This window comes from Pseudomonas sp. microsymbiont 2 (assembly GCF_054788395.1).
The window spans coordinates 4277194-4296683 of record NZ_CM139112.1; the positions used below are offsets into that span (position 1 = coordinate 4277194).

The 19490-nt window shown below is 64.1% G+C and carries 22 protein-coding genes; 7 read left to right on the forward strand and 15 right to left on the reverse strand.

Going from position 1 to position 19490, the window contains the following annotated elements:
* Positions 1 to 73: 73 nt before the first annotated feature.
* Both ACYUME_RS19180 and ACYUME_RS19185 read right to left on the reverse strand, forming a co-directional pair.
* On the reverse strand, positions 74 to 322 hold the full coding sequence (locus tag ACYUME_RS19180; RefSeq protein ID WP_203651406.1) for a hypothetical protein: 249 nt from the start codon (positions 320 to 322) through the stop codon (positions 74 to 76).
* A 12-nt stretch (positions 323 to 334) separates the two neighbouring features.
* Complete coding sequence (locus tag ACYUME_RS19185) at positions 335 to 832, reverse strand: hypothetical protein (protein WP_460416321.1); 498 nt, start codon at positions 830 to 832, stop codon at positions 335 to 337.
* 463 nt (positions 833 to 1295) lie between these two features.
* Between ACYUME_RS19185 and ACYUME_RS19190 the strand changes: the two genes are divergently transcribed.
* Positions 1296 to 2660: a glutamine synthetase family protein gene (locus ACYUME_RS19190; protein ID WP_460416322.1), complete on the forward strand. Its 1365-nt coding sequence runs from the start codon at positions 1296 to 1298 to the stop codon at positions 2658 to 2660.
* A gap of 26 nt (positions 2661 to 2686) precedes the next feature.
* Positions 2687 to 3994 (forward strand): NAD(P)/FAD-dependent oxidoreductase, encoded by a 1308-nt coding sequence (locus tag ACYUME_RS19195; RefSeq protein ID WP_460416324.1) that lies wholly within the window; start codon positions 2687 to 2689, stop codon positions 3992 to 3994.
* Positions 3995 to 4154: 160 nt separating this feature from the next.
* Here ACYUME_RS19195 and fadD1 read toward each other — a convergent pair whose 3' ends face one another.
* Complete coding sequence (fadD1, locus tag ACYUME_RS19200) at positions 4155 to 5852, reverse strand: long-chain-fatty-acid--CoA ligase FadD1 (protein ID WP_460416326.1); 1698 nt, start codon at positions 5850 to 5852, stop codon at positions 4155 to 4157.
* 280 nt (positions 5853 to 6132) lie between these two features.
* A complete protein-coding gene (gene fadD2, locus ACYUME_RS19205) occupies positions 6133 to 7821 on the reverse strand; it encodes a long-chain-fatty-acid--CoA ligase FadD2 (protein WP_460416328.1) in 1689 nt (562 codons plus the stop codon).
* A 202-nt stretch (positions 7822 to 8023) separates the two neighbouring features.
* On the opposite strand from fadD2, the gene ACYUME_RS19210 reads away from it, so the two are divergent.
* Both ACYUME_RS19210 and ACYUME_RS19215 read left to right on the forward strand, forming a co-directional pair.
* On the forward strand, positions 8024 to 8968 hold the full coding sequence (locus tag ACYUME_RS19210; RefSeq protein WP_460416330.1) for a lysophospholipase: 945 nt from the start codon (positions 8024 to 8026) through the stop codon (positions 8966 to 8968).
* 30 nt (positions 8969 to 8998) lie between these two features.
* Entirely contained in the window at positions 8999 to 9469 is a 471-nt protein-coding gene (locus ACYUME_RS19215) for a MaoC family dehydratase (protein ID WP_279884096.1), read from the forward strand.
* A gap of 44 nt (positions 9470 to 9513) precedes the next feature.
* Here the strand turns inward: ACYUME_RS19215 and ACYUME_RS19220 are convergent, their stop codons facing one another.
* From ACYUME_RS19220 to ACYUME_RS19235, 4 genes are read right to left on the reverse strand one after another with little or no spacing between them, the layout of a single operon-like run.
* Positions 9514 to 10761, reverse strand: a complete 1248-nt coding sequence (locus ACYUME_RS19220; protein ID WP_460416332.1) for an RNA polymerase sigma factor — start codon at positions 10759 to 10761, stop codon at positions 9514 to 9516.
* Entirely contained in the window at positions 10761 to 11246 is a 486-nt protein-coding gene (locus tag ACYUME_RS19225) for an SRPBCC family protein (RefSeq protein WP_460416334.1), read from the reverse strand. The genes ACYUME_RS19220 and ACYUME_RS19225 overlap by 1 nt, the downstream gene beginning before the upstream one ends.
* Positions 11247 to 11267: 21 nt before the next feature.
* Positions 11268 to 11612 (reverse strand): YciI family protein, encoded by a 345-nt coding sequence (locus tag ACYUME_RS19230; protein ID WP_279884091.1) that lies wholly within the window; start codon positions 11610 to 11612, stop codon positions 11268 to 11270.
* A gap of 32 nt (positions 11613 to 11644) precedes the next feature.
* Positions 11645 to 12070, reverse strand: coding sequence for a YybH family protein (locus tag ACYUME_RS19235; RefSeq protein WP_460416336.1), 426 nt, complete (start codon positions 12068 to 12070; stop codon positions 11645 to 11647).
* A 152-nt stretch (positions 12071 to 12222) separates the two neighbouring features.
* Here ACYUME_RS19235 and ACYUME_RS19240 point away from each other — a divergent pair, with 152 nt between their 5' ends.
* A complete protein-coding gene (locus ACYUME_RS19240; RefSeq protein WP_460416338.1) occupies positions 12223 to 13032 on the forward strand; it encodes a helix-turn-helix domain-containing protein in 810 nt (269 codons plus the stop codon).
* Here the strand turns inward: ACYUME_RS19240 and ACYUME_RS19245 are convergent.
* The 4 genes from ACYUME_RS19245 to ACYUME_RS19260 form a co-directional block, all read right to left on the reverse strand.
* Positions 12996 to 13640: a LysE family translocator gene (locus tag ACYUME_RS19245; RefSeq protein WP_460416340.1), complete on the reverse strand. Its 645-nt coding sequence runs from the start codon at positions 13638 to 13640 to the stop codon at positions 12996 to 12998. The genes ACYUME_RS19240 and ACYUME_RS19245 overlap by 37 nt on opposite strands.
* A gap of 138 nt (positions 13641 to 13778) precedes the next feature.
* Positions 13779 to 14111: a type II toxin-antitoxin system HicB family antitoxin gene (locus ACYUME_RS19250; RefSeq protein ID WP_460416342.1), complete on the reverse strand. Its 333-nt coding sequence runs from the start codon at positions 14109 to 14111 to the stop codon at positions 13779 to 13781.
* Entirely contained in the window at positions 14108 to 14362 is a 255-nt protein-coding gene (locus ACYUME_RS19255) for a type II toxin-antitoxin system HicA family toxin (protein ID WP_460416344.1), read from the reverse strand. The genes ACYUME_RS19250 and ACYUME_RS19255 overlap by 4 nt, the downstream gene beginning before the upstream one ends.
* A gap of 48 nt (positions 14363 to 14410) precedes the next feature.
* Positions 14411 to 15376: a threonine dehydratase gene (locus ACYUME_RS19260; protein WP_279884079.1), complete on the reverse strand. Its 966-nt coding sequence runs from the start codon at positions 15374 to 15376 to the stop codon at positions 14411 to 14413.
* Positions 15377 to 15466: 90 nt separating this feature from the next.
* Here ACYUME_RS19260 and ACYUME_RS19265 point away from each other — a divergent pair, with 90 nt between their 5' ends.
* Complete coding sequence (locus ACYUME_RS19265; RefSeq protein ID WP_460416345.1) at positions 15467 to 16888, forward strand: aminotransferase-like domain-containing protein; 1422 nt, start codon at positions 15467 to 15469, stop codon at positions 16886 to 16888.
* An 87-nt stretch (positions 16889 to 16975) separates the two neighbouring features.
* On the opposite strand, the gene ACYUME_RS19270 is transcribed toward ACYUME_RS19265, so the two are convergent.
* Positions 16976 to 17233, reverse strand: coding sequence for a DUF2790 domain-containing protein (locus ACYUME_RS19270; RefSeq protein ID WP_028693053.1), 258 nt, complete (start codon positions 17231 to 17233; stop codon positions 16976 to 16978).
* Positions 17234 to 17509: 276 nt separating this feature from the next.
* Here ACYUME_RS19270 and ACYUME_RS19275 point away from each other — a divergent pair, with 276 nt between their 5' ends.
* Entirely contained in the window at positions 17510 to 17959 is a 450-nt protein-coding gene (locus tag ACYUME_RS19275; RefSeq protein WP_460416347.1) for a GNAT family N-acetyltransferase, read from the forward strand.
* On the opposite strand, the gene def is transcribed toward ACYUME_RS19275, so the two are convergent.
* Both def and ACYUME_RS19285 read right to left on the reverse strand, forming a co-directional pair.
* On the reverse strand, positions 17914 to 18450 hold the full coding sequence (gene def / locus ACYUME_RS19280; protein ID WP_460416348.1) for a peptide deformylase: 537 nt from the start codon (positions 18448 to 18450) through the stop codon (positions 17914 to 17916). The two genes, ACYUME_RS19275 and def, sit on opposite strands and share 46 nt — an antisense overlap.
* Positions 18450 to 19406: a YihY/virulence factor BrkB family protein gene (locus ACYUME_RS19285; RefSeq protein ID WP_460416349.1), complete on the reverse strand. Its 957-nt coding sequence runs from the start codon at positions 19404 to 19406 to the stop codon at positions 18450 to 18452. The genes def and ACYUME_RS19285 overlap by 1 nt, the downstream gene beginning before the upstream one ends.
* Positions 19407 to 19490 lie beyond the last annotated feature (84 nt).

The window sequence follows — 19490 nt, forward strand, 5'->3', positions numbered from 1 at the left end:
TTTTCATGATCGGCAGGCGTAAGAGGCCGGATTGTCGCAGATTTGCGAAATCGATGCTGCCTGTGCCCGCCGTTCAGTCGCGATCACGCTCGAAATAGCGGGAGCGCTTGAACAACAACGGGGTAGCAATTGCCACGAAAAAAGCTGACCAGCCAATACCATCAAGTTGCAGGAACTGCTCTTCACCCAGTTGATTACAGGCGGTAATCCCCGTGACGTTGAAGACGATATAGAGAAGAAACCTGATGCACCTTGACCGGCATGCCCAGTCGACCAACGTGCCGACCACGAGGGCATAGCAAATACCATAAAGCACCCACATATCCGCTCCCCTTCAGATAATCAACATCAGGCTGCTGGATTGGGGACCAATACCGCCTTTCACGGTTGCTGACAGCGATGCCAGTACATCCCCAGCATGAAAAGTAGGAATCTTATTCTGAATCAACCACGCCACAGCTCCGGAGACGGCGATCCCTGCGACCGCCGCCGCAGGCCCACCTGCCATTGCTAGCGCAACATCCGCCGTCGCTTTACCCGCTGCGGTACTGAAAATGCCCGAAACCCTGTACCTCTGCTGATTGAGGCTGTCCCCCTGCTGGCGAGTTAACGGCCGCGATACCGCCACCGTCATCAGACAAGGCCGCTGCCCTGCCAGCATCCGGTCGTAAAGCTCCGCCATTTTTTCAACGACCCGATAGTGCCCGGCATGCACCCGTGGCAGGCCCGTTTGCCGGATCTGACAACATTCCCCTGGCTGGATGATGAACTCGCTGACATCGAAGACGATCGCGTGATGGGCGATTACCTGATAAGTCCTTTGCGCTTGCATGGCTGTCCCTGTCGCCTACCTATCCGGCAAAACATAGGGACTTTCACCTCTGGCCCCGGCCCTGCCAATTAGCCTGGGTCCGATAAAACTATGGGAAGCTTCCTAAGCTGCTACGACGCGGCGGAAAGACCTTGCCAATGTTTAGCTGCCACCGGAATGAACGTCGCCATTCACTGCTTTAATCAACCTTAAAGGCCATGTGAGTATCCGGGGATGCTTCCCGACCCGATGATCGCCCGCCCGCTGCCCCCCCCTTCGCTGCCGAAGGCCCGGGCCCGTGCCGGTGAAAATCCACTGGTCCATATCATCCTGGCGTTCTGGGCGCTGTGGCATTGCCGTCACGCGCGCCCACCGGACACTTCGCTCACGCACCCCTGACCCGACCCGGCCATCCTCTGGCCGATTGACTCAGCCTGACCGCTCGCCTGCGCGGCGGTCCCGTGTGCCCCAGAGCGAATTCACCATGCACTTTGCCCCCGCAGAACACGCCAGGCGTTTCCTGGCCGACAACCCCGATATCGACCTGATCGAGCTGTTCATCCTCGACGCCAACGGCGTGCCACGCGGCAAGCTGCTGCACCGCGACGAGCTGTTGGCGGTGTACGAGAGCGGTCGACCACTGCCGAGTACCATCCTTGGCCTGACCGTCAACGGCGACGACGTGGAAAACTCCGGCCTGGTCTGGGATGTCGGCGATATCGATTGCCGCGCCTACCCTCTGGACGACAGCCTGGTACGCCTGCCCTGGCGTCGGGTGCCGACCGCCGCGGTGCAGGTCAGCATGCACCCCAGCGAGGGCCTGCCGGCCAGCGTGGCCGATCCACGCCATGTGCTGCTGAAAGTCATCGACGCACTCAAGGCCGACGGCTACCACCCGGTGATGGCCTGTGAACTGGAGTTCTACCTGCTCGACCAGCAGCGCGATGCACAAGGCCATCCGCAGCCGGCGCTGGACAGCGACGGTGGCCGCCCGCGTGACACCCAGGTCTATGGGTTGCGCGAACTGGAGCAGATCGAGCCGTTCCTCGCCGATCTCTATGCCGCCTGCAAGGCCCAGGGTATTCCGGCCCGCACGGCGATCTCGGAGTACGCGCCGGGCCAGGTGGAAATCACCCTGGAGCACGGCGACGCCCTCGCCGCGATGGACCAGGCGGTGCGCTACAAGCGCCTGGTCAAAGGCGTGGCCAACGCCCACGGCATGCAAGCCTGCTTCATGGCCAAGCCGTTCGCTCGGTTGGCCGGCACCGGCATGCACATGCACCTGAGCCTGGCCGACGCCGCCGGCAACAATCTGTTCGCCAGCGAGGACAAGGCCGGCACCCCGCTGCTGCGCCAGGCGGTGGCCGGCATGCTGCGCCATCTGCACGAGTCGCTGCTGCTGTTCTGCCCGAACGCCAACTCGTTCCGTCGCTTCCAGGCCAACAGCTACGCCCCGCTGGCACCCACCTGGGGGGTAGACAACCGTACCGTCAGCCTGCGGGTCCCTGGTGGTCCGGCCAACAGCCGTCATGTGGAACACCGCATCTGTGGCGCCGACGCCAACCCCTACCTGGCCGCGGCGGCGATTCTCGCCGCCAGCCACGCGGGCATCCGCCAGCAGCTGGATCCCGGTGCGCCGGTAGAAGGCAACGGCTACGCCCAGGCCAGCGAACACCTGCCCACCGACTGGCTGACCGCCCTCGATGCCCTGGAGCGTTCGAACTGGGCTCGGGAAGCACTGGGCGAGGCTTTCCTCGGCGTCTACCTGAAGGTCAAGCGCGCCGAGTACCGCCAGTTCATGGCCGAAGTCGGCGAACAGGACTGGCGCTGGTACCTGCACCAGGCTTGAGACATGCATTACAACAAGGAACACTCATGAACGCAGCAACCCGCAATGGACCGGCCCAGCGCGCGCCGTCCTATTACAGCGCCACCCTCAACGACCACAGCGAATACCCCACGCTCGAGGGCACGGTGCAGGTGGACGTGGCGATCATCGGCGGCGGCTTCACCGGCGTGGCCACCGCGGTGGAACTGGCCGAACGCGGCCTGAAGGTGGCCATCGTCGAAACCAACCGCATCGGCTGGGGCGCCAGCGGGCGCAATGGCGGGCAGGTCACCGGCAGCCTGTCGGGTGACGAAGCCATGCGCACCCAGATGCGCCAGCGCCTGGGCAGCGAGGTGGATGATTTCATCTGGCACCTGCGCTGGCGCGGACACCAGGTCATCGAGCAGCGCGTCGAGCGCTACGGTATCCAGTGCGACCTCAAGCACGGACATTTGCACGCCGCCATGAAGCCCTCGCACATGAATGAGCTGCGCGCCTTCGAGAGCGAGGCCCAGCGTCGCGGCATGGGCGACCAGGTGCAGTTGCTCGACCGCGCCGAGGTGGCCAGCCACCTGCAGAGCCCGCTGTACCTCGGCGCGCTGAAAAACCGCCGCAACCTGCACCTGCACCCACTCAACCTGTGTCTGGGCGAAGCCCGCGCCGCCCATGGACTGGGCGCGCTGATCTTCGAGAACTCCGAGGTCCTCGACATCGTCCACGGCCCACGCCCGGCAGTGGTCACCGCCCAGGGGCGGATCGAGGCGCGCCAGGTGATGCTGGCCGGCGACGTCTACCACAAGCTGGAAAAACGCCAGCTCAAGGGCAAGATCTTTCCGGCCATGGGCGGCATCGTCACCACCGCGCCGCTGGGCGAGCTGGCCGACCAGATCAATCCGCAAGACCTGGCGGTCTACGACTGTCGTTTCGTGCTCGACTACTACCGTCTGACGGCCGACAAGCGCCTGCTGTTCGGTGGTGGCGCCAACTACTCCGGGCGAGATTCACGGGACATCGAAGGCGAGCTGCGCCCGTGCATCGAGCGCACCTTCCCGGCGCTCAAGGGCGTGCCGATCGCGTTCCAGTGGAGCTGTGCCATGGGTATCGTGGTCAACCGCATCCCACAGCTGGGCAAGCTGTCGGACAACGTCTGGTACTGCCAGGGGTATTCCGGACACGGCATCGCCACCAGCCACATCATGGGCGAGATCATGGCCGAGGCGCTGACCGGGACGCTGGAGAAATTCGACACCTTCGCGGCGTGCAAGCACATCAAGGTGCCGATGGGGGATCTGCTGGGCAATCCGCTGCTGGCGGCGGGGATGTGGTACTACCAGATGCTGGAAAAACTGCGCTGAGCCGCAACTCTGCGCAATCTCTCCGTAGGAGCGGCCTTGTGTCGCGAAAGGGTCGCGAAGCGGCCCCGGGGTATCAACGATAAAGCATCAATCGATGGGGGTGCTTCGCACCCCTTTCGCGACACAAGGCCGCTCCTACATCGATCGCATAGGCTGCGAGTCAGGCGATCTTCTTCAGGCCCTGCTTCTTCAGTTCTTCATCACGCAACTCGCGGCGCAGGATCTTGCCGACGTTGGTGGTCGGCAGCGCGTCGCGGAACTCGATGGCCTTGGGCACCTTGTAGCCAGTGACGTTGGCACGCATGTGCTCCATCACCTGCTCCTTGGTCAGGGTCATGCCCGGCTTGACCACGATGAACACCTTGATCACCTCGCCGGACTTCTCGTCCGGGATGCCGATGGCCGCGCACTGCAGCACGCCCGGCAACGCGGCAAGCACGTCCTCGAGCTCGTTGGGGTACACGTTGAAGCCCGACACCAGGATCATGTCCTTCTTGCGGTCGACGATGCGCATGTAGCCGTCCGGCTGGATCAACGCGATGTCACCGGTCTTCAGCCAGCCATTGCCGTCGAGGATCTCGGCGGTAGCGTCTTCGCGCTGCCAGTAGCCCTTCATCACCTGCGGGCCCTTCACGCACAGCTCACCCACTTCGCCCAGGGGCAGTTCCTGGCCGTTGTCGTCGATGATCTTGCACAGGGTGGAAGGTACCGGGATGCCGATGGTGCCGACCTGGTTGGCCTCGGACGGGTTGACCGCCGCCACCGGGCTGGTCTCGGTCATGCCGTAGCCTTCGCAGATGGCACAGCCGGTCACGGTCTTCCAGCGCTCGGCCACGCTCAGTTGCAGGGCCATGCCGCCGGACAAGGTAATTTTCAGCGCCGAGAAGTCCAGGCTGCGGAACGCCTCGTTGTTGCACAGGGCAACGAACAGGGTGTTCAGGCCGACGAAGCCGCTGAACTTCCACTTGCCGAGTTCCTTGACCATGGCCGGCAGGTCGCGCGGGTTGCTGATCAGCACGTTATGGTTGCCGATCAGCATCATGGCCATGCAATGGAAGGTGAAGGCGTAGATGTGGTACAGCGGCAGCGGGGTGATGAGGATTTCGCAGCCTTCGTGCAGGTTCGAGCCCATCAGCGCCCGGCACTGCAGCATGTTGGCGACGAGATTGCGATGCGTCAGCATGGCGCCCTTGGCCACGCCGGTGGTGCCGCCGGTATACTGCAGCACGGCGACATCGCCGGCTTGCGGGTTGGCCTCGGTAACCGCGCCGCCCTTGCCCAGTGCCAGGGCATCATTGAAGCGCACGGCGCCCGGCAGGCTGTAGGCCGGCACCATTTTCTTCACGTACTTGATGACGCTGTTGATCAGCAGGCGCTTGAGCGGTGGCAACAGGTCGGCCACTTCGGTGACAATGACGTGCTTGACCTGGGTCTTGGGCACGACTTTCTCGGCCAGGTGCGCCATGTTGGCCAGGCAGACCAGCGCCTTGGCGCCGGAGTCATTGAACTGGTGCTCCATCTCGCGCGCGGTGTACAGCGGGTTGGTGTTGACCACGATCAATCCGGCACGCATGGCGCCGAACACGGCGACAGGGTATTGCAGGACGTTGGGCAACTGGACGGCGATGCGGTCACCGGGTTTCAGGTCGGTGTGCTGCTGCAGCCAGGCGGCGAAAGCGCCGGACAGGGTATAGAGCTCGCCGTAGGTGATGGTCTTGCCCAGGTTGCTAAAGGCAGGTTTGTCGGCAAAGCGTTGGCAGGATTGCTTGAGTACCGCCTGGATATTGGGGAATTCGTCAGGATTGATGTCCGCCGTAATTCCGGCTGGGTACTTATCCTTCCAAAAATGTTCGATCATGGAAGCCCGCTCCTTCAGCAACAGCGAATTCGGTACGCGTCGATGCGCTTATTATTGATATGAGAGGCCGGTTCATTGCAAACCGGATCCTCCAAAAGCGCGCCGAGAGTAACAGCTTTGCCAGGGGTCGCCTAGAGGCCGAAATGGGCCGACAGGTCACAAAAATGACTCAATGAACAATGCAAGTCATTTTTAGAGTAATTATACAAAATGTCGCAATTCAGGCCGAAAGCGGCAGGTTAGAGAGGTTTCACCCGCTCGACCCTGCCGCTTTATCGTTTCAGGCGATGTCACGCAATTCGCGGCGCAGGATCTTGCCCACCGGAGTCATCGGCAACGACTCACGCAACACGATGTGCTTGGGCACCTTGTAACCCGTGAAGTTGGCCTTGCAGAAGGCCTTGAGCTCATCGACGCTTACCCCGCCCGCCCGCGGCACGACGAACAGCTTCACCGCTTCGCCGGAGCGATCGTCGGGCACGCCGATCGCCGCGCAACTGGCCACCTGCGGATGGCTCATCACCACGTCCTCGATCTCGTTGGGATACACGTTGAAGCCTGAGACGATGATCATGTCCTTCTTGCGGTCGACGATGCGGGTGTAGCCATCGGCATCGATGATCGCGATGTCGCCGGTCTTGAACCAGCCATCGACATCCAGCGCCTGCGCGGTGGCTTCCGGCTGCTGCCAGTAGCCCTTCATCACCTGCGGCCCCTTGATGCACAGCTCGCCCCGCTCGCCCAGAGGCTGCTCGAGACCTTCATCATCGACCACCTTGAACGCGGTGCCGGGCACCGGGATACCGACAGTCCCCAGGCGCGCCAGCTGGCCATAGGGGTTGGTGCTGGCCACCGGCGAGGTTTCGGTCAGGCCATAGCCCTCGACGATACGGCAACCGGTCAGCGCCTCCCAGCGCTCGGCCGTGGCCTTGACCAGCGCGGTGCCACCGGAATTGGTGACCTTCAGCGCCGAAAAGTCGAGGGACTTGAAGCCCGGGTTGTCCATCAGCGCGACGAACAGGGTGTTGAGCCCGAGCAGGGCCGAGAAGCGCCACTTGCCCAGCTCCTTGATGAAGCCTGGGATATCGCGTGGATTGGTGATGAGCACGTTGTGATTGCCGGTGACCATCATGCACATGCAGTTCGCGGTGAAGGCATAGATGTGGTACAGCGGCAGCGGCGCGATCATCACCTCCTGCCCTTCCTTGATCAGCGGCTGACCATCGGGGCCGTGCTGGGCGAAACAGGCCAGCACCTGGAGCATGTTGGCGACCAGGTTGCCATGGGTGAGCATGGCGCCCTTGGCCAGGCCCGTGGTGCCGCCGGTGTACTGCAGCACCGCGACATCCCCCAGCGCCTGAACAACTGGCTTGTGGCCCAGCTCGCGGCCCTGGCGCAGGACCTGCTTGAATGAAACGGCCTGGGGCAACTGATAGGCCGGAACCATCTTCTTCAGCTTGTCGACCACGGTGTTGACCAGCCAGCCCTTGGCGCTGGGCAACAGGTCGCCCATCTTCGCCTCGATCAGGTACTCGATGCCGGTGTCGGGCAACACCTCCTGCACCCGCTTGCCGAACATGTTCAGGTAGACCAGGGCCCGCGCGCCGGAGTCCTTGAACTGGTGGCGCATCTCGCGCTCGGTGTACAGCGGATTGGTGTTGACCACGATCAGCCCGGCGCGCATCGCGCCGAACACGGCAATGGGATACTGCAGAACGTTGGGCATCTGCACCGCAATGCGATCCCCCGGCTGCAGGTCGGTGTGCTGCTGCAACCAGGCGGCGAAGGCTGCCGAATGGCGCTCCAGTTCCGCATAGCTGAGGGTTACGCCCAGGTTGCTGAACGCCGGACGGTCGGCGAAGCGCTTGCAGGAGCGCTCGAAGACGTCGACGACGGATGTGTATGCATTCATGTCAATGGTGGAAGGCACGCCCGCCGGGCGCTTGTCATTCCAGAAATCGGCTTGCATTTATTGTTGTTCCTCTGCCGGGAGCATCCCTGACCTGATCGCCTGATGGCAAAAAGGCGTTGCGCCGACGTTAGCAGCAATGTCGAAGGTGGCAAATACGCCAAGCACCGCCATTAACATTGTGAATCTCTTTTCTGGCCTTCCTGCAATCCACCGCTTTGCGCATACACTGTTGACCAACCCCAGCGCGCAAGGACCCGCCATGCCCTATGACGCCTTCTGGCTACCCGCCAGCGAGCATTGCAGCCTGTACGTACACCAGTGGCTGCCGGCCACACCGGTCAAGGCCGTGGTGCTGCTGGCCCATGGCATGGCCGAGCATGCCGGGCGCTACCAGCGCCTGGGGCATGCGCTCAACGAGGCGGGCTACGCCCTGTTCGCGCCCGACCTGCGCGGTCACGGCCGCACCGCCGAGCTCGGCTGCCTGGGCCTGTTCGCCCGGAAGAATGGCTGGAATGCCGTGGTCAACGACCTGGGCCTGCTCGCCCAGCACATCGGCCAGCAATTCCCCGGCACGCCACTGTTCCTGTTCGGCCACAGCATGGGCAGCTACATCGCCCAGGCCTACCTGCTGCACCACAGCGCCAGCTTGCAGGGCGCTGTGCTCAGCGGCTCGAACTTCCAGTCGCCGACGCTGTACCGCGCGGCACGCCTGATCGCCCGGCTCGAGACCTGGCGCCAGGGGCCACTGGGCAAGAGCGCGCTGATCGACTGGCTGTCGTTCGGCTCGTTCAACAAGGCGTTCAGGCCCAATCGCACCGCGTTCGACTGGCTCAGCCGGGATGACGCCGAAGTGGACAAGTACGTCGCCGATCCGCTGTGCGGCTTTCGCTGCAGCAACCAGCTGTGGCTCGACCTGCTGCATGGCCTGGCGCAGATCAGCCAGGCGCGGCACCTGGCGCAGATCGATCCGAACCTGCCGATACTGGTTACCGGCGGCGAATGTGATCCGGTGAGCGCCGGCAAGCGTCTCACCGATCTGGCCAATGCGTTGCGCGCGACCGGCAACCGTCATGTACAGTTGCACGTCTACCCCGGCGCGCGCCATGAAGTGCTCAACGAAACCCATCGCGACGAGGTCAGCGCCGACATCATTGCCTGGCTGGAGCAGGCGCTGGCCCTTGGCCGGCCCGCCCGCAGCGAGTGACAGGCCCTCGTCCCCAACTAGGAAGCCCTGATGACCCAGGTCACCAACACGCCTTACGAAGCCCTCGAAGTCGGCCAGAAAGCCGAGTACAAGAAGTCCGTGCAAGAGCGCGACATCCAGCTGTTCGCCGCGATGTCCGGCGACCACAACCCGGTGCACCTGGACGCCGAGTTCGCCGCCAAGAGCATGTTTCGCGAACGCATCGCCCATGGCATGTTCAGTGGCGCGCTGATCAGCGCCGCGGTGGCCTGCACCCTGCCCGGCCCTGGCACCATCTACCTGGGCCAGCAAATGAGCTTCCAGAAGCCGGTGAAGATCGGCGACCAGCTGACCGTGCGCCTGGAAATCCTCGAGAAACTGCCCAAGTTCAAGGTGCGCATCGCCACCAACGTCTACAACCAGAACGATGAGCTGGTGGTCGAAGGTGTCGCCGAGATCCTCGCGCCACGCAAGCAACAGACCGTCGAACTGGTGAGCCCGCCTAACTTCGTGGCTAGCTGATCGCCCCCTGTGGGAGCGGGTTTGCCCGCTCCGCCAGGCACGGCTCAGGATCGCCGGCCAAGCTCGCGCAGGCGCCGCTCGATGTGCCGGCGCTCCGGTCCTTGCCGGGTCAGCGCCAGCGCCTGTTGCCAGGCCTCGCGGGCCTGCGCGGTATTGCCCAGCTGGCAATGCAGTTCGGCCCGCGCCGCGTAAGCCAGGTGATACTCGCCCAACTCCCCGCGCTGGAGAATCGCCTCCACCGCCTGCAAGCCCACCGCGGCGCCGTCACGTCTGGCCAGCGCCACCGCCCGGTTCAGCTCCACCACCGGTGACGGCCAGTGGTGCTGCAACACATCGTAAAGGCCAACGATCTCGTCCCAGTCGGTGGCCTCGGCACTGGGCGCCTGCGCATGCAGCGCGGCAATCGCCGCCTGCACGCTGTAGGGACCGAACTGCCGACTGCGCAGCGCCCGCCGAACCAGCTGGCAGCCCTCATCGATCTGCGCCCGATCCCACAGGCTGCGATCCTGCTCGTCGAGCAGGATCAGGTCGCCGTGGGCATCGCTGCGGGTCTGCTGGCGCGAAGCCTGCAACAGCATCAGCGCCAGCAGCCCGAGCACTTCGGCATCCGGCAGCAGCTGCGCCAGCAATCGGCCCAGGCGGATAGCTTCGTCGGTCAGTTCTCGCGTGATCACGTCCTCGCCCGAGGACGCCGAATACCCCTCGTTGAATACCAGGTAGATCACCCGCAGCACGCTCTCCAGGCGCTCAGGCAACTCGGCCAGCTCCGGCACCTGGTAGGGAATCTGCGCGTCGCGGATCTTGGCCTTGGCCCGCACGATGCGCTGGGCGATGGTCGCTGGGCTCTGCAAGAACGCCCGGGCGATCTGCTCGGTGGTCAGGTCGCAGACTTCCCGCAACGTCAACGGCACCTGGGCGTCGAAGGCCAGCGCCGGATGACAACAGGTGAAGATCAGGCGCAGGCGATCATCGGCCAGCAGCTGTTCATCGCCGGGGTCGTGTGCCTGGCCTTCGAGCAGCATGATCAGGTCCGCCTGGGAGCGATCGAACCGGGCCCGGCGACGCAAGGCGTCGATGGCCTTGAAGCGGCCCGCGGAGACCAGCCAGGCCCGCGGATTGTCCGGAATGCCGTCGCGCTGCCAGCGCTCGACGGCGATGAAGAAGGCATCGTGCAGGGCCTCCTCAGCCAGGTCGAAGTCCCCCAGCAGGCGAATCAGGGTCGCCAGGATGCGCCGGGAGTCGCGACGATAGACCGCCTCGACTTCCTGGCGCGCGCGCGCATCGCCCAGCATCAGTCCGGCATCCGCTGAGTCACCACCTCCACCAGGCGGTCCAGGCTTTCTCCCCAGCCCTGGTGAAAGCCCATTTCTTCGTGGGCCCGGCGGTCGGCGGCATTCCAGTGCCAGGCGCGGGCGGTGTAGCGCGTCCGGCCCTGTTCCTGTTCGAAGGTCACCACCGCGGTCATGAACGCCTTGTCCGAAGGCGCCCAGCCAGGGCGGAAGGCGTCGGTGAACACCAAGCGATCAGGCGCATGGATCTCCAGGAATACCCCCTGATGAGGGTATTCGGTGCCGTCGGGGGCTCGCATCAGCGTGCGGAACAGGCCTCCAGGCCACAGTTGCATCTCGCATTCAGGCGTCGTCATGCCGTGCGGCCCCCACCACTGCTTCAGCCACTCGGGGTCGGTCCAGGCTCGGAACACCTTGGCCGGTGGCGCATCGATCAGGCGGCTGATGGACAGCTCATGCTGCGCCACCACAGGTTGTACCAGCGTCATTCTTGTTGTTCTCCGTCTGGGTCAGGGTTGCAGGTCCCGCACCGGCCGCACCTCGACGCTGCCCACGCGTGCCGCCGGAATGCCCCTGGCGATATTCAGCGCTTCGTTCAGGTCACGGGCATCGACCAGGTAGAAGCCGGCCAGTTGCTCCTTGGTCTCGGCGAACGGACCATCGGTGAGGCTCATCTGCCCACCGCGCACGCGCACCGTGGTGGCGGTCTGCACCGGCTTGAGCGCCTCGGCGGCCAGCATGCGCCCGGACGTCTGGATGGATTCGGCGTAGGCCATGCATTCGGCGTCCTCCGGACTATCGGGCAGGCTGTGCAACAGTGCTTCATCACAATAGACCAGGCACAGGTATTTCATGATCGTCTCCGGGGCGAAGTGGCAATGGGCGTTCAGGGTTTGAGATCGAACAACGCTTTTTGCGTTTCCATGTCGAACGGTGCCGACCAGTGTTCATGGATGACCTGCCATTGGCCGCCGCTGCGCCGGTAGCCGACCGTGGCCCGCATGAACCCGCACTGGCTCTCGTCATCGGACGGACCACAGCGGTTGAGCCAGTGGGCCAGGCCCAGGTCGCCGTCGGCGTACACAGTCAGTTGCGCCAACTCGAACACCATCGGTCCGGTGCACATGCCCATGCACATTTCCCAATGGGCGCGGTAGGCGGCCTTGCCCTTGAACTGCAAGGCCTGGATAGCGTCGAAGGCGACAATGTCGTCGGCGTAGGGAGCGACGATGCGGTGCACGTCACGCTCGCGCACGGCTTGCATCCACCGTTCGATCAGTTGCTCCAGTTCACGCTCGGCTGCAGTGTTCATCGGTGTTTCCTCCGAAGATTCATCAACGTTGGTGGTGACGCTTTCAACACTGGTCGAACGGGAAAACGGCAAATCGACAAGCCACGGAAAATTTTGACCCCAGCCCTGGACCTCCGCTAGCGTAGCGCCGATCAGACCGAGGGAGCCGACCGATGCCGATGACCTGTGCCCCCCTGCACACCAGCAGCGACCTGGAGCTTTCCTGGGTCCGCGCCGAGGGCGCAGCCAGCTTTGCCCGGCACACCCACGACGAGTACGTGCTGGGCGCCAACCTGTGCGGCCACGAACGGATCTGGCTGGATGGCCGGGAAATGGATGTGCCGGTCCGTCAGGCCACCCTGTACAACCCATTGGCCGTGCAGGGTTCGAACTTCGGCCCGGATGGCGTGGAGTACATCAGCCTGCACCTGCCGACCGACACCCTGCGCCAGGTGATCGGCGCCGAAAACCTGCGCTCCACTGACCAGCCCCCGACCTTTCAACAGGGCGTCCTGCCACACCAGGGGCTCTATTCAGCGCTGACCGAGTTGGCCGAGGCCCGCGACGACGAGCGAGAACAAGGTTTGTTGCTGCTGCTCGCGCAACTGCTGGAGCAACCCTGCGCAACGCCGGGCGAGCAGTCAGCCGCCATCGCCCGCAGCCAGGCTGCGATGCGGGCCAACCTGAATGGGCGCCTCGAGCTTGAGCAACTGGCCGAACTGGCCGGGCTGAGCAAGTACCACTATGCCCGCTGTTTCAAGAAGGCCACGGGCCTGGGCCCCTTGCAGTACCACATGCAACTGCGCCTGATCGAGGCCCGCCATCGGCTGCGCCGGGGGCTGCATCCACAGGACGTGGCGCTGGACCTGGGCTTCTATGACCAGAGCCACTTCATCACCGCCTTCCGTCGCGCCCATGGTTTCACCCCGCAACACTATGCGGCGAGCTACAGGGGTGGGCTGGCGAGAATGAACTCACGATAGCCGGAAACGATCACGTAGACGGCGAAGTAGCAGAAGATCGCCGCCGACAGCACATAGGACCAGGTCAGCAGCCGGTCACCGAGCAACCGCCCGCCATGGCTGGCCACAGCGCACAGCGACACGCACCAGAACAACCCGGCCGCGAAGAACCCCGCCAGGAACAGCCCGGCCTCAAGCGGGCCGCCAGTTCCGGAACGAGAAATCAGCACCCCGCCCACGGCAGCGAACCAGAGGATCGCACTGGGCGAGGACATGGCCAGGAAGATCCCACGCAGAAATTCGCGCCAGCCCGACTCCGCCACCACCTGCCCCCGCGACTCCAGATGCCCGCCACGCCAGGCCGCCAGCAGCATCTTCACGGCAAACCACACCAGCAGCGCCGAACCGCCTAGCCAAAGGGTCCAGCGCACGGCTTCGAACTGCAGCAGCACGGCCATCCCGGCCAAGGCGGCGATGGCATAGACCAGGTCGCCGACACAGGTCCCCAGGCCCAGCCAGAAGCCCTGCAGAAAGCCGCGCTGCATGGCCAGGGTGATCATCGCGATATTGGCCATGCCGATGTCCAGGCACAGGGAAAGGCTAAGCAGAAAACCGTTGGAAAAAGCCATGCAGCACTCGGAACAGGAGGAAGGAAACGCCATTCAACCGTGGCCGGGCCACGTGCGTATTGGAAAAAATTGCGCCCGCTAGTGTGGTGTTTTGCAAAAAGCGCCGCGAGTTATGGTCGTTATTTGTGAAACACCACACTAGGCCATCGCCGCCTGCTCGAATACCTCGTCGGCCCACTGGTTGAGGCTCTTTCCGGCCGCCCGTGCGGCGATGCTCGCGGCGGCATGGACTTCGGGACGAATCCTCAGCATGACCTTGCCTGAGGCCGGCTTCTCGGGGGTGATGCCTTGTTCGGCGCAATCGGCCAGATAGTCCTCCAGCGCCTCGCGAAACGCTTCGTGCAGTTCCGGGACGGAACTGGCGTGGAAACTGATGATGTCGCGCATGCCCAGCACACGACCGACGAAGATGTCGTCGCGCTCGTCGTACTCGATGCGGGCGGCGTAGCCTTTGTAGCGCATGCAGCTCATGGTCGGACTCCCGCCCGCAACAGGAACTCGCGGGCTTCTTCTATCTGATATCGCCTGGCCTCCTTGCCAGGATGGGGACGATGACACCGCCAGCATTGCTCGCCCAGCAGGATCTTGACCCTGGAGCCCTGGCGCTCGAGCACCTGGCCGCCAAGGTGCAGCACAAGGGCCTCGATCTCGGCGAACGGCAGCGTAGGCGTGGTCGGTGTTCTGAAGATACAGTCCAGAATCTTGCGATATCGAGTGTTCATCGGAAAATGCTATCAAATAAAGATAGCATCCCCGTCACCAACATTCATTCAGGATTTTTCATTCCCCATCAACACCTGTGCATAGCGCCCGCGATCCACGTTGGCGCCACTGAGCACCACCGCCACACGCTTGCCGGCCTGACGCCCACGCTCCTGCATCAATGCGGCCAGGGCGGCCGCGCCGGCCCCTTCGGCGGTGTTGTGGGTAGTCTCGTGATAGAGCCGCATGGCCTCGGCGATCTCGTCGTCGCTCACTCGCACGATACGTGCGGCATGCTCGCGGACCAAAGCGAAGGCGTCGGGGTGTGGCACGCGACAGGCCATGCCGTCGGCGAAGGTGTCGGCGCTGGCGGTGGTGACGATGCGGCCCAGCTCGAAGCTGCGGGCGTAAGCGTCCGCGGCAGAGGACACCACGCCGACGATCTCGGTGGACAGCCCCAGCAGGTTGCGCGCCTGGATCAGCCCGCAAATGCCCGAGCCCATGCCGATCGGCACGTACACGCAATCCAGATCCGCCACCGCCTCGAACAGTTCCAGCGCATAGGTGGCCACGCCGCGCACCAGTTCCGGGTGGAACGACGGGACCATCGCGTAGCCGCGCTCATCGGCCAGGCGCGCCGCCTCCTCACGGGCAACGTCGAAATCCACGCCGTGCTCCACCAGTTCCGCGCCCAGGGCGCGCATGGCCGCGTTCTTCTCCCGCGAATTGCCTTGCGGCACCACGATCACCAGCGGCAGCCGCGCCTGACGCGCCGCCAGGGCCATGCTCTGGCCATGATTGCCTCGGGTGGCGGTGACCAACCCACGGGGCACGTCGCCACCGGCCAACAGGGAACGCACATAGACCAGCCCGCCACGCACCTTGAAGGCACCGGTGGGGGCATGGTTCTCATGCTTGACCCACAACTGGCAACCCAGCCGCTCGGCCAGCAACGGCCAGGCGTGCTGCGGAGTCGGCGGAACGTGCTGGTGAACAAAGTCGGCGGCTTCACGCAGGGCGGGCAAGTCGAACATGGCGATCTTCCTTCATCGGTAGGGCTTGATGCGATCCTAAACGCCGCTCATTGTATGGGTCCAAATATATATTGCATGGGTAGCAATTTCGTGTGGACTCCATCCCTGCCAGACAACGACCAGCCGCGTTACCTGGCGCTGGTCGAGGCCATCGCCGGCGCCATCGAACGAGGTGAACTCAAAGCCGGTGAACGCCTGCCGCCCCAGCGCCGCCTGGCCTGGGCGTTGGGCCTGAATCCGAGCACCACGCAACAAGCCTATCGCGAAGCCGCGGCGCGGCACCTGGTATCCGGGGAGGTGGGCCGCGGCACCTATGTGCTGGCCAGCAGCAAGGAAGCGACGCTGTTTCGCCTCAAGCAACCCAACCGCCAGCACCAGGTGATCGACTTGTCGACCAACGTGCCGGTGGCCGACCCGCGCAATCTCGATCTCGAGCACAGCCTGCAAAGACTGCTCGAACAGCGAGAAACCGCCCTGCTCGACCATTACCTGGGACCGGAGCGACTGCTGCTGGGGCGGATCCAGGGCGCGCGCTGGCTAGGCAACCGCGGCCTGGACCTGAGACCCGAGGAAGTGCTGCTCTGCGCTGGCGCCCAGCAGGCCCTGACCCTGGTGTTGCAGTCGTTGTGCCAGCCGGGCGAACCGGTGATGGTCGAAGCACTGACCGCCCCTGGCATCAAGGCGGCCTGCCGCCAGCTGCGCCTGCCGGTGCAGGGCGTGGCCCTGGATGAACAGGGGCTGCGCCCGGACGAGCTGGACCGCGTCGTGCGAGCCAGTGGCGCGCGGGTACTGGTGAGCACCCCGACCCTGCACAACCCGACCGGGGCGTGCATGGGCGAGACTCGGCGCCAGGCGCTGGCCGAGGTCGCCAGGCGTCATGAGTTGCTGGTGATCGAAGATGACGTGTATGGCGCGTTGACCGATAGCCCGCCACTCTATCCTTTGCTCGAAGGTCGCGGCGTGCTGATCAGCAGCTTGTCCAAGACCGTGGCCGCCGGTCTGCGCCTGGGCTGGATCGTGGCCCGGCCAGGGTTGCTGGAGCAGATCGATCCTTATGCCCAGGCCACCCACTGGTCGGTGTCGCCGCTGAACCTGCATATCGCTTGCCAATGGATTTCCGATGGGACCGCTGCCCGGCGCCTGGCCTGGCAGCGGGAGGAACTCGGCGAGCGCTGGCGTCTGGCGCGTGCACTGCTGGGGGATGCACTGCCGATCGCCGGCGTGCCGTCGCCCCATGCCTGGCTGGCCACGCCTGGAGAAGCCGAGGCAGTGGTGGCCCGGTGTCGGGCGCAAGGGGTGGAGATCGTGCCAGCCAGCGTGTTCGCGGTGGGCACGGAGCGCGTGCGGGCGGTGCGGGTCAGCCTGTCGGCGGCGCACAGCCGGGCGCAATTGAAGCAGGGGCTGGAGCTTGTGGGGGCAACAGTCTTGCAGGGGGCTCAAGATATACACATGCCCCTGCGGGAGCGGCCTTGTGTCGCGAAAGGGCCGCAACGCGGCCCCGGCGATCTCTAAGCCAACACTGAACCTGGGGCTGCTACGCAGCCCTTTCGCGACACAAGACCGCTCCCACAGGGATTGCGCACGGCTCTATTGCAAGGCTCAATTCAACCGGCAGCCCTCACCCAGGGCGCGGTATTGAAGGGTGTGCACCTGTCCTTGATGGTCCTCGTAGGTCATGGTGGCGGGCACCACTTCACAGACGTTGGGGATCGTCGACAGGCTGATCACGCGCTTGATGTCGAGGTTGGTGGAATAGTCGTACTGCTCGACCACGGGTTGGGTGTCTGCGGTCTTGACCTGGTCCGCGAAGGCGAGCGAGGACATACCGACCAATGCAAGAATCAGTAGGGCTTTCATGGGTATCGACCTTGATGGCTATCAAGCTGATCGCGTGACTTCTGATGCCGTCAATGGCGCGGAGAAGTTGTCATCGACTGCGAAGATGACACGAAGTACCGATCCCGCTTTATCGTACTGCCGGGGGGATGAGTGAAAGTCTACTCCGCAGTCAGAATAGTTGAACCCCGGAGTCGGATATTCACCCTTGCCGGATTTGCAACAATCTGCGACAAAGCACCGTCATTTTTTCTGCCTGGCCCGCGACAGCGACTTGCACTGCCCTATGAACCACACATGCCGCCCCTGACCTGCTCCCGCCTACCCCTGATCCAGCGCCGCCTGCTGGACCTGTTCTATCGCCAGCATGGTTCGCGCATGCGCGCCGCTGGCGACGGCGAGCAGTGGGTGACGCGCAGCGGTGAAATCATTGGCGGGCTGAACCTGTCACCCATAGCGGGCGGCTACTGGCTGACCGGCCTGTTCGTCGCCCCACAATGGCGTGGCCAGCAGATCGCCTCTCAGTTGGTGGACGCCGCGCTTGCCGAAAGCAGCTGCGCAACCTGGCTGTTCTGCCATCCGGATCTGACGCCCTTCTACCAGCGCCTGGCCTTCACCCCAGCCACCACGCTGCCCGAAGCCCTGGCCGCGCGCCTGGCCCGTTATCAGCGCAGCAAGCCCCTGGTGGCGCTGGTGCGGGATCAGTCGTCGGCCACATCGAGCCCGGGGAACAGCACGTCGGTGTAGCCGAACTTGCTGAAGTCCTGGATGCGCGAGGGGTACAACCGGCCGATCAGGTGGTCGCATTCATGCTGCACCACCCTGGCGTGGAAGCCGTCGGCAAAGCGGTTGATCGGGTTGCCCTGCGGGTCGATGCCCGAGTAGCTGATGTGCTTGTAGCGCGGCACCACGCCACGCAGACCCGGGACCGACAGGCAGCCCTCCCAGCCATCCTCGACTTCGCTTGCCAGCGGCGTGATCACTGGGTTGAGCAAGATGGTCCGCGGTACCGGCTCGGCGTCCGGGTAGCGCTCACTGCGCTCGAAACCGAAGATCACCAGCTGCAGGTCAATGCCGACCTGCGGCGCGGCCAGGCCGACACCACCGACATGGGCCATGGTCTCGAACATGTCGTCGATCAGTTGCTCGAGCTCGGGGCTGCCGAGCATGTGCTCCGGCACTGGCGGGGCGATGCGCAGCAGGCGTTCGTCGCCCATCTTGAGAATGTCGCGGATCATCAGGTATTCGGCTCGCGGGTCTGGGGTTCGGAAGTCACCGGGTGCTCATGGCCTAGCACGGTGACAGTCTGTTGCGGATTGTCCTGGGCGAATTCCTTCTCGCCGGGGTTCTTGCCCTCGGCGGACATATGCTCGATCACCGCGTTCATCTCGGCCCCCAGCAGCAGCACGGCAGCGGAGATGTAGAAGTACAGCAACAGCACGATGATCGCCCCGATACTGCCATACATGGCGTTGTAGTCGGCAAAGGTCTTCACGTAGTAGGCAAAGCCCAGCGACGCGATGATCCACACCACCACCGCCAGCACCGAGCCTGGGGTGATGAAACGGAATTTCTGCTTCACATCGGGCATCACGTAGTAGATCAGCGCCACCGCCACCATCATCAGGATGATGATCGCCGGCCAGCGCAGTACCGTCCAGACCACGACCACCGCCTCCTGCAGTCCCACCTGGGCGGCGATCCACTCCATGACCTGCGGCCCGAGCACCATCAGCGCCGCCGCCGCCAGCAACATGCCGGCGATGCCGACGGTGTAGATGATCGACAGCGGAAAGCGCTTCCACACCGGACGCCCTTCCGCTACGTCGTAGGCCGCGTTCATCGCGCTCATCATCAGGCGCACGCCCGCCGAGGCCGTCCACAGGGCGATCACGATACCCACCGACAGCAAGCCACCCTTGGACTGCTGCAACTGGTCGATCACCGGGTTGACCTGTTCCAGCGCCTGGGGCGGCAATACCAGCTCCGACTGCAGGCGCAGCCAGGAAAAGAAGTCGGGCAAGTGCAGGAAACCGATCAGGGCGATCAGGAACAGCAGGAAGGGGAACAACGAGAACAGCATCTGGTAGGCCAGCGCGGAGGCATAGGTGGACATCTCGTCGTCGAGAAACTCTTTGACGGTACGCACCAGCACGCGGTGCAGGGGCAGGCCGCGCAGGTCGGGGAAAATCATAGCGTCTCCTTTCGCCGCTTGATCGGGGTGACAATGCAACAAGTCTAATAGACCAGAGGGCGGACGTGCTGTTCGCTGGCGCAC

Bases quoted from the DNA above. Each gene is read 5' to 3' on its own strand.
- ACYUME_RS19180 (WP_203651406.1), bottom strand. From the start codon at position 322: ATGTGGGTGCTTTATGGTATTTGCTATGCCCTCGTGGTCGGCACGTTG.
- ACYUME_RS19185 (WP_460416321.1), bottom strand. From the start codon at position 832: ATGCAAGCGCAAAGGACTTATCAGGTAATCGCCCATCACGCGATCGTC.
- ACYUME_RS19190 (WP_460416322.1), top strand. From the start codon at position 1,296: ATGCACTTTGCCCCCGCAGAACACGCCAGGCGTTTCCTGGCCGACAAC.
- ACYUME_RS19195 (WP_460416324.1), top strand. From the start codon at position 2,687: ATGAACGCAGCAACCCGCAATGGACCGGCCCAGCGCGCGCCGTCCTAT.
- fadD1 (WP_460416326.1), bottom strand. From the start codon at position 5,852: ATGATCGAACATTTTTGGAAGGATAAGTACCCAGCCGGAATTACGGCG.
- fadD2 (WP_460416328.1), bottom strand. From the start codon at position 7,821: ATGCAAGCCGATTTCTGGAATGACAAGCGCCCGGCGGGCGTGCCTTCC.
- ACYUME_RS19210 (WP_460416330.1), top strand. From the start codon at position 8,024: ATGCCCTATGACGCCTTCTGGCTACCCGCCAGCGAGCATTGCAGCCTG.
- ACYUME_RS19215 (WP_279884096.1), top strand. From the start codon at position 8,999: ATGACCCAGGTCACCAACACGCCTTACGAAGCCCTCGAAGTCGGCCAG.
- ACYUME_RS19220 (WP_460416332.1), bottom strand. From the start codon at position 10,761: ATGCTGGGCGATGCGCGCGCGCGCCAGGAAGTCGAGGCGGTCTATCGT.
- ACYUME_RS19225 (WP_460416334.1), bottom strand. From the start codon at position 11,246: ATGACGCTGGTACAACCTGTGGTGGCGCAGCATGAGCTGTCCATCAGC.
- ACYUME_RS19230 (WP_279884091.1), bottom strand. From the start codon at position 11,612: ATGAAATACCTGTGCCTGGTCTATTGTGATGAAGCACTGTTGCACAGC.
- ACYUME_RS19235 (WP_460416336.1), bottom strand. From the start codon at position 12,070: ATGAACACTGCAGCCGAGCGTGAACTGGAGCAACTGATCGAACGGTGG.
- ACYUME_RS19240 (WP_460416338.1), top strand. From the start codon at position 12,223: ATGCCGATGACCTGTGCCCCCCTGCACACCAGCAGCGACCTGGAGCTT.
- ACYUME_RS19245 (WP_460416340.1), bottom strand. From the start codon at position 13,640: ATGGCTTTTTCCAACGGTTTTCTGCTTAGCCTTTCCCTGTGCCTGGAC.
- ACYUME_RS19250 (WP_460416342.1), bottom strand. From the start codon at position 14,111: ATGAGCTGCATGCGCTACAAAGGCTACGCCGCCCGCATCGAGTACGAC.
- ACYUME_RS19255 (WP_460416344.1), bottom strand. From the start codon at position 14,362: ATGAACACTCGATATCGCAAGATTCTGGACTGTATCTTCAGAACACCG.
- ACYUME_RS19260 (WP_279884079.1), bottom strand. From the start codon at position 15,376: ATGTTCGACTTGCCCGCCCTGCGTGAAGCCGCCGACTTTGTTCACCAG.
- ACYUME_RS19270 (WP_028693053.1), bottom strand. From the start codon at position 17,233: ATGAAAGCCCTACTGATTCTTGCATTGGTCGGTATGTCCTCGCTCGCC.
- ACYUME_RS19275 (WP_460416347.1), top strand. From the start codon at position 17,510: ATGCCGCCCCTGACCTGCTCCCGCCTACCCCTGATCCAGCGCCGCCTG.
- def (WP_460416348.1), bottom strand. From the start codon at position 18,450: ATGATCCGCGACATTCTCAAGATGGGCGACGAACGCCTGCTGCGCATC.
- ACYUME_RS19285 (WP_460416349.1), bottom strand. From the start codon at position 19,406: ATGATTTTCCCCGACCTGCGCGGCCTGCCCCTGCACCGCGTGCTGGTG.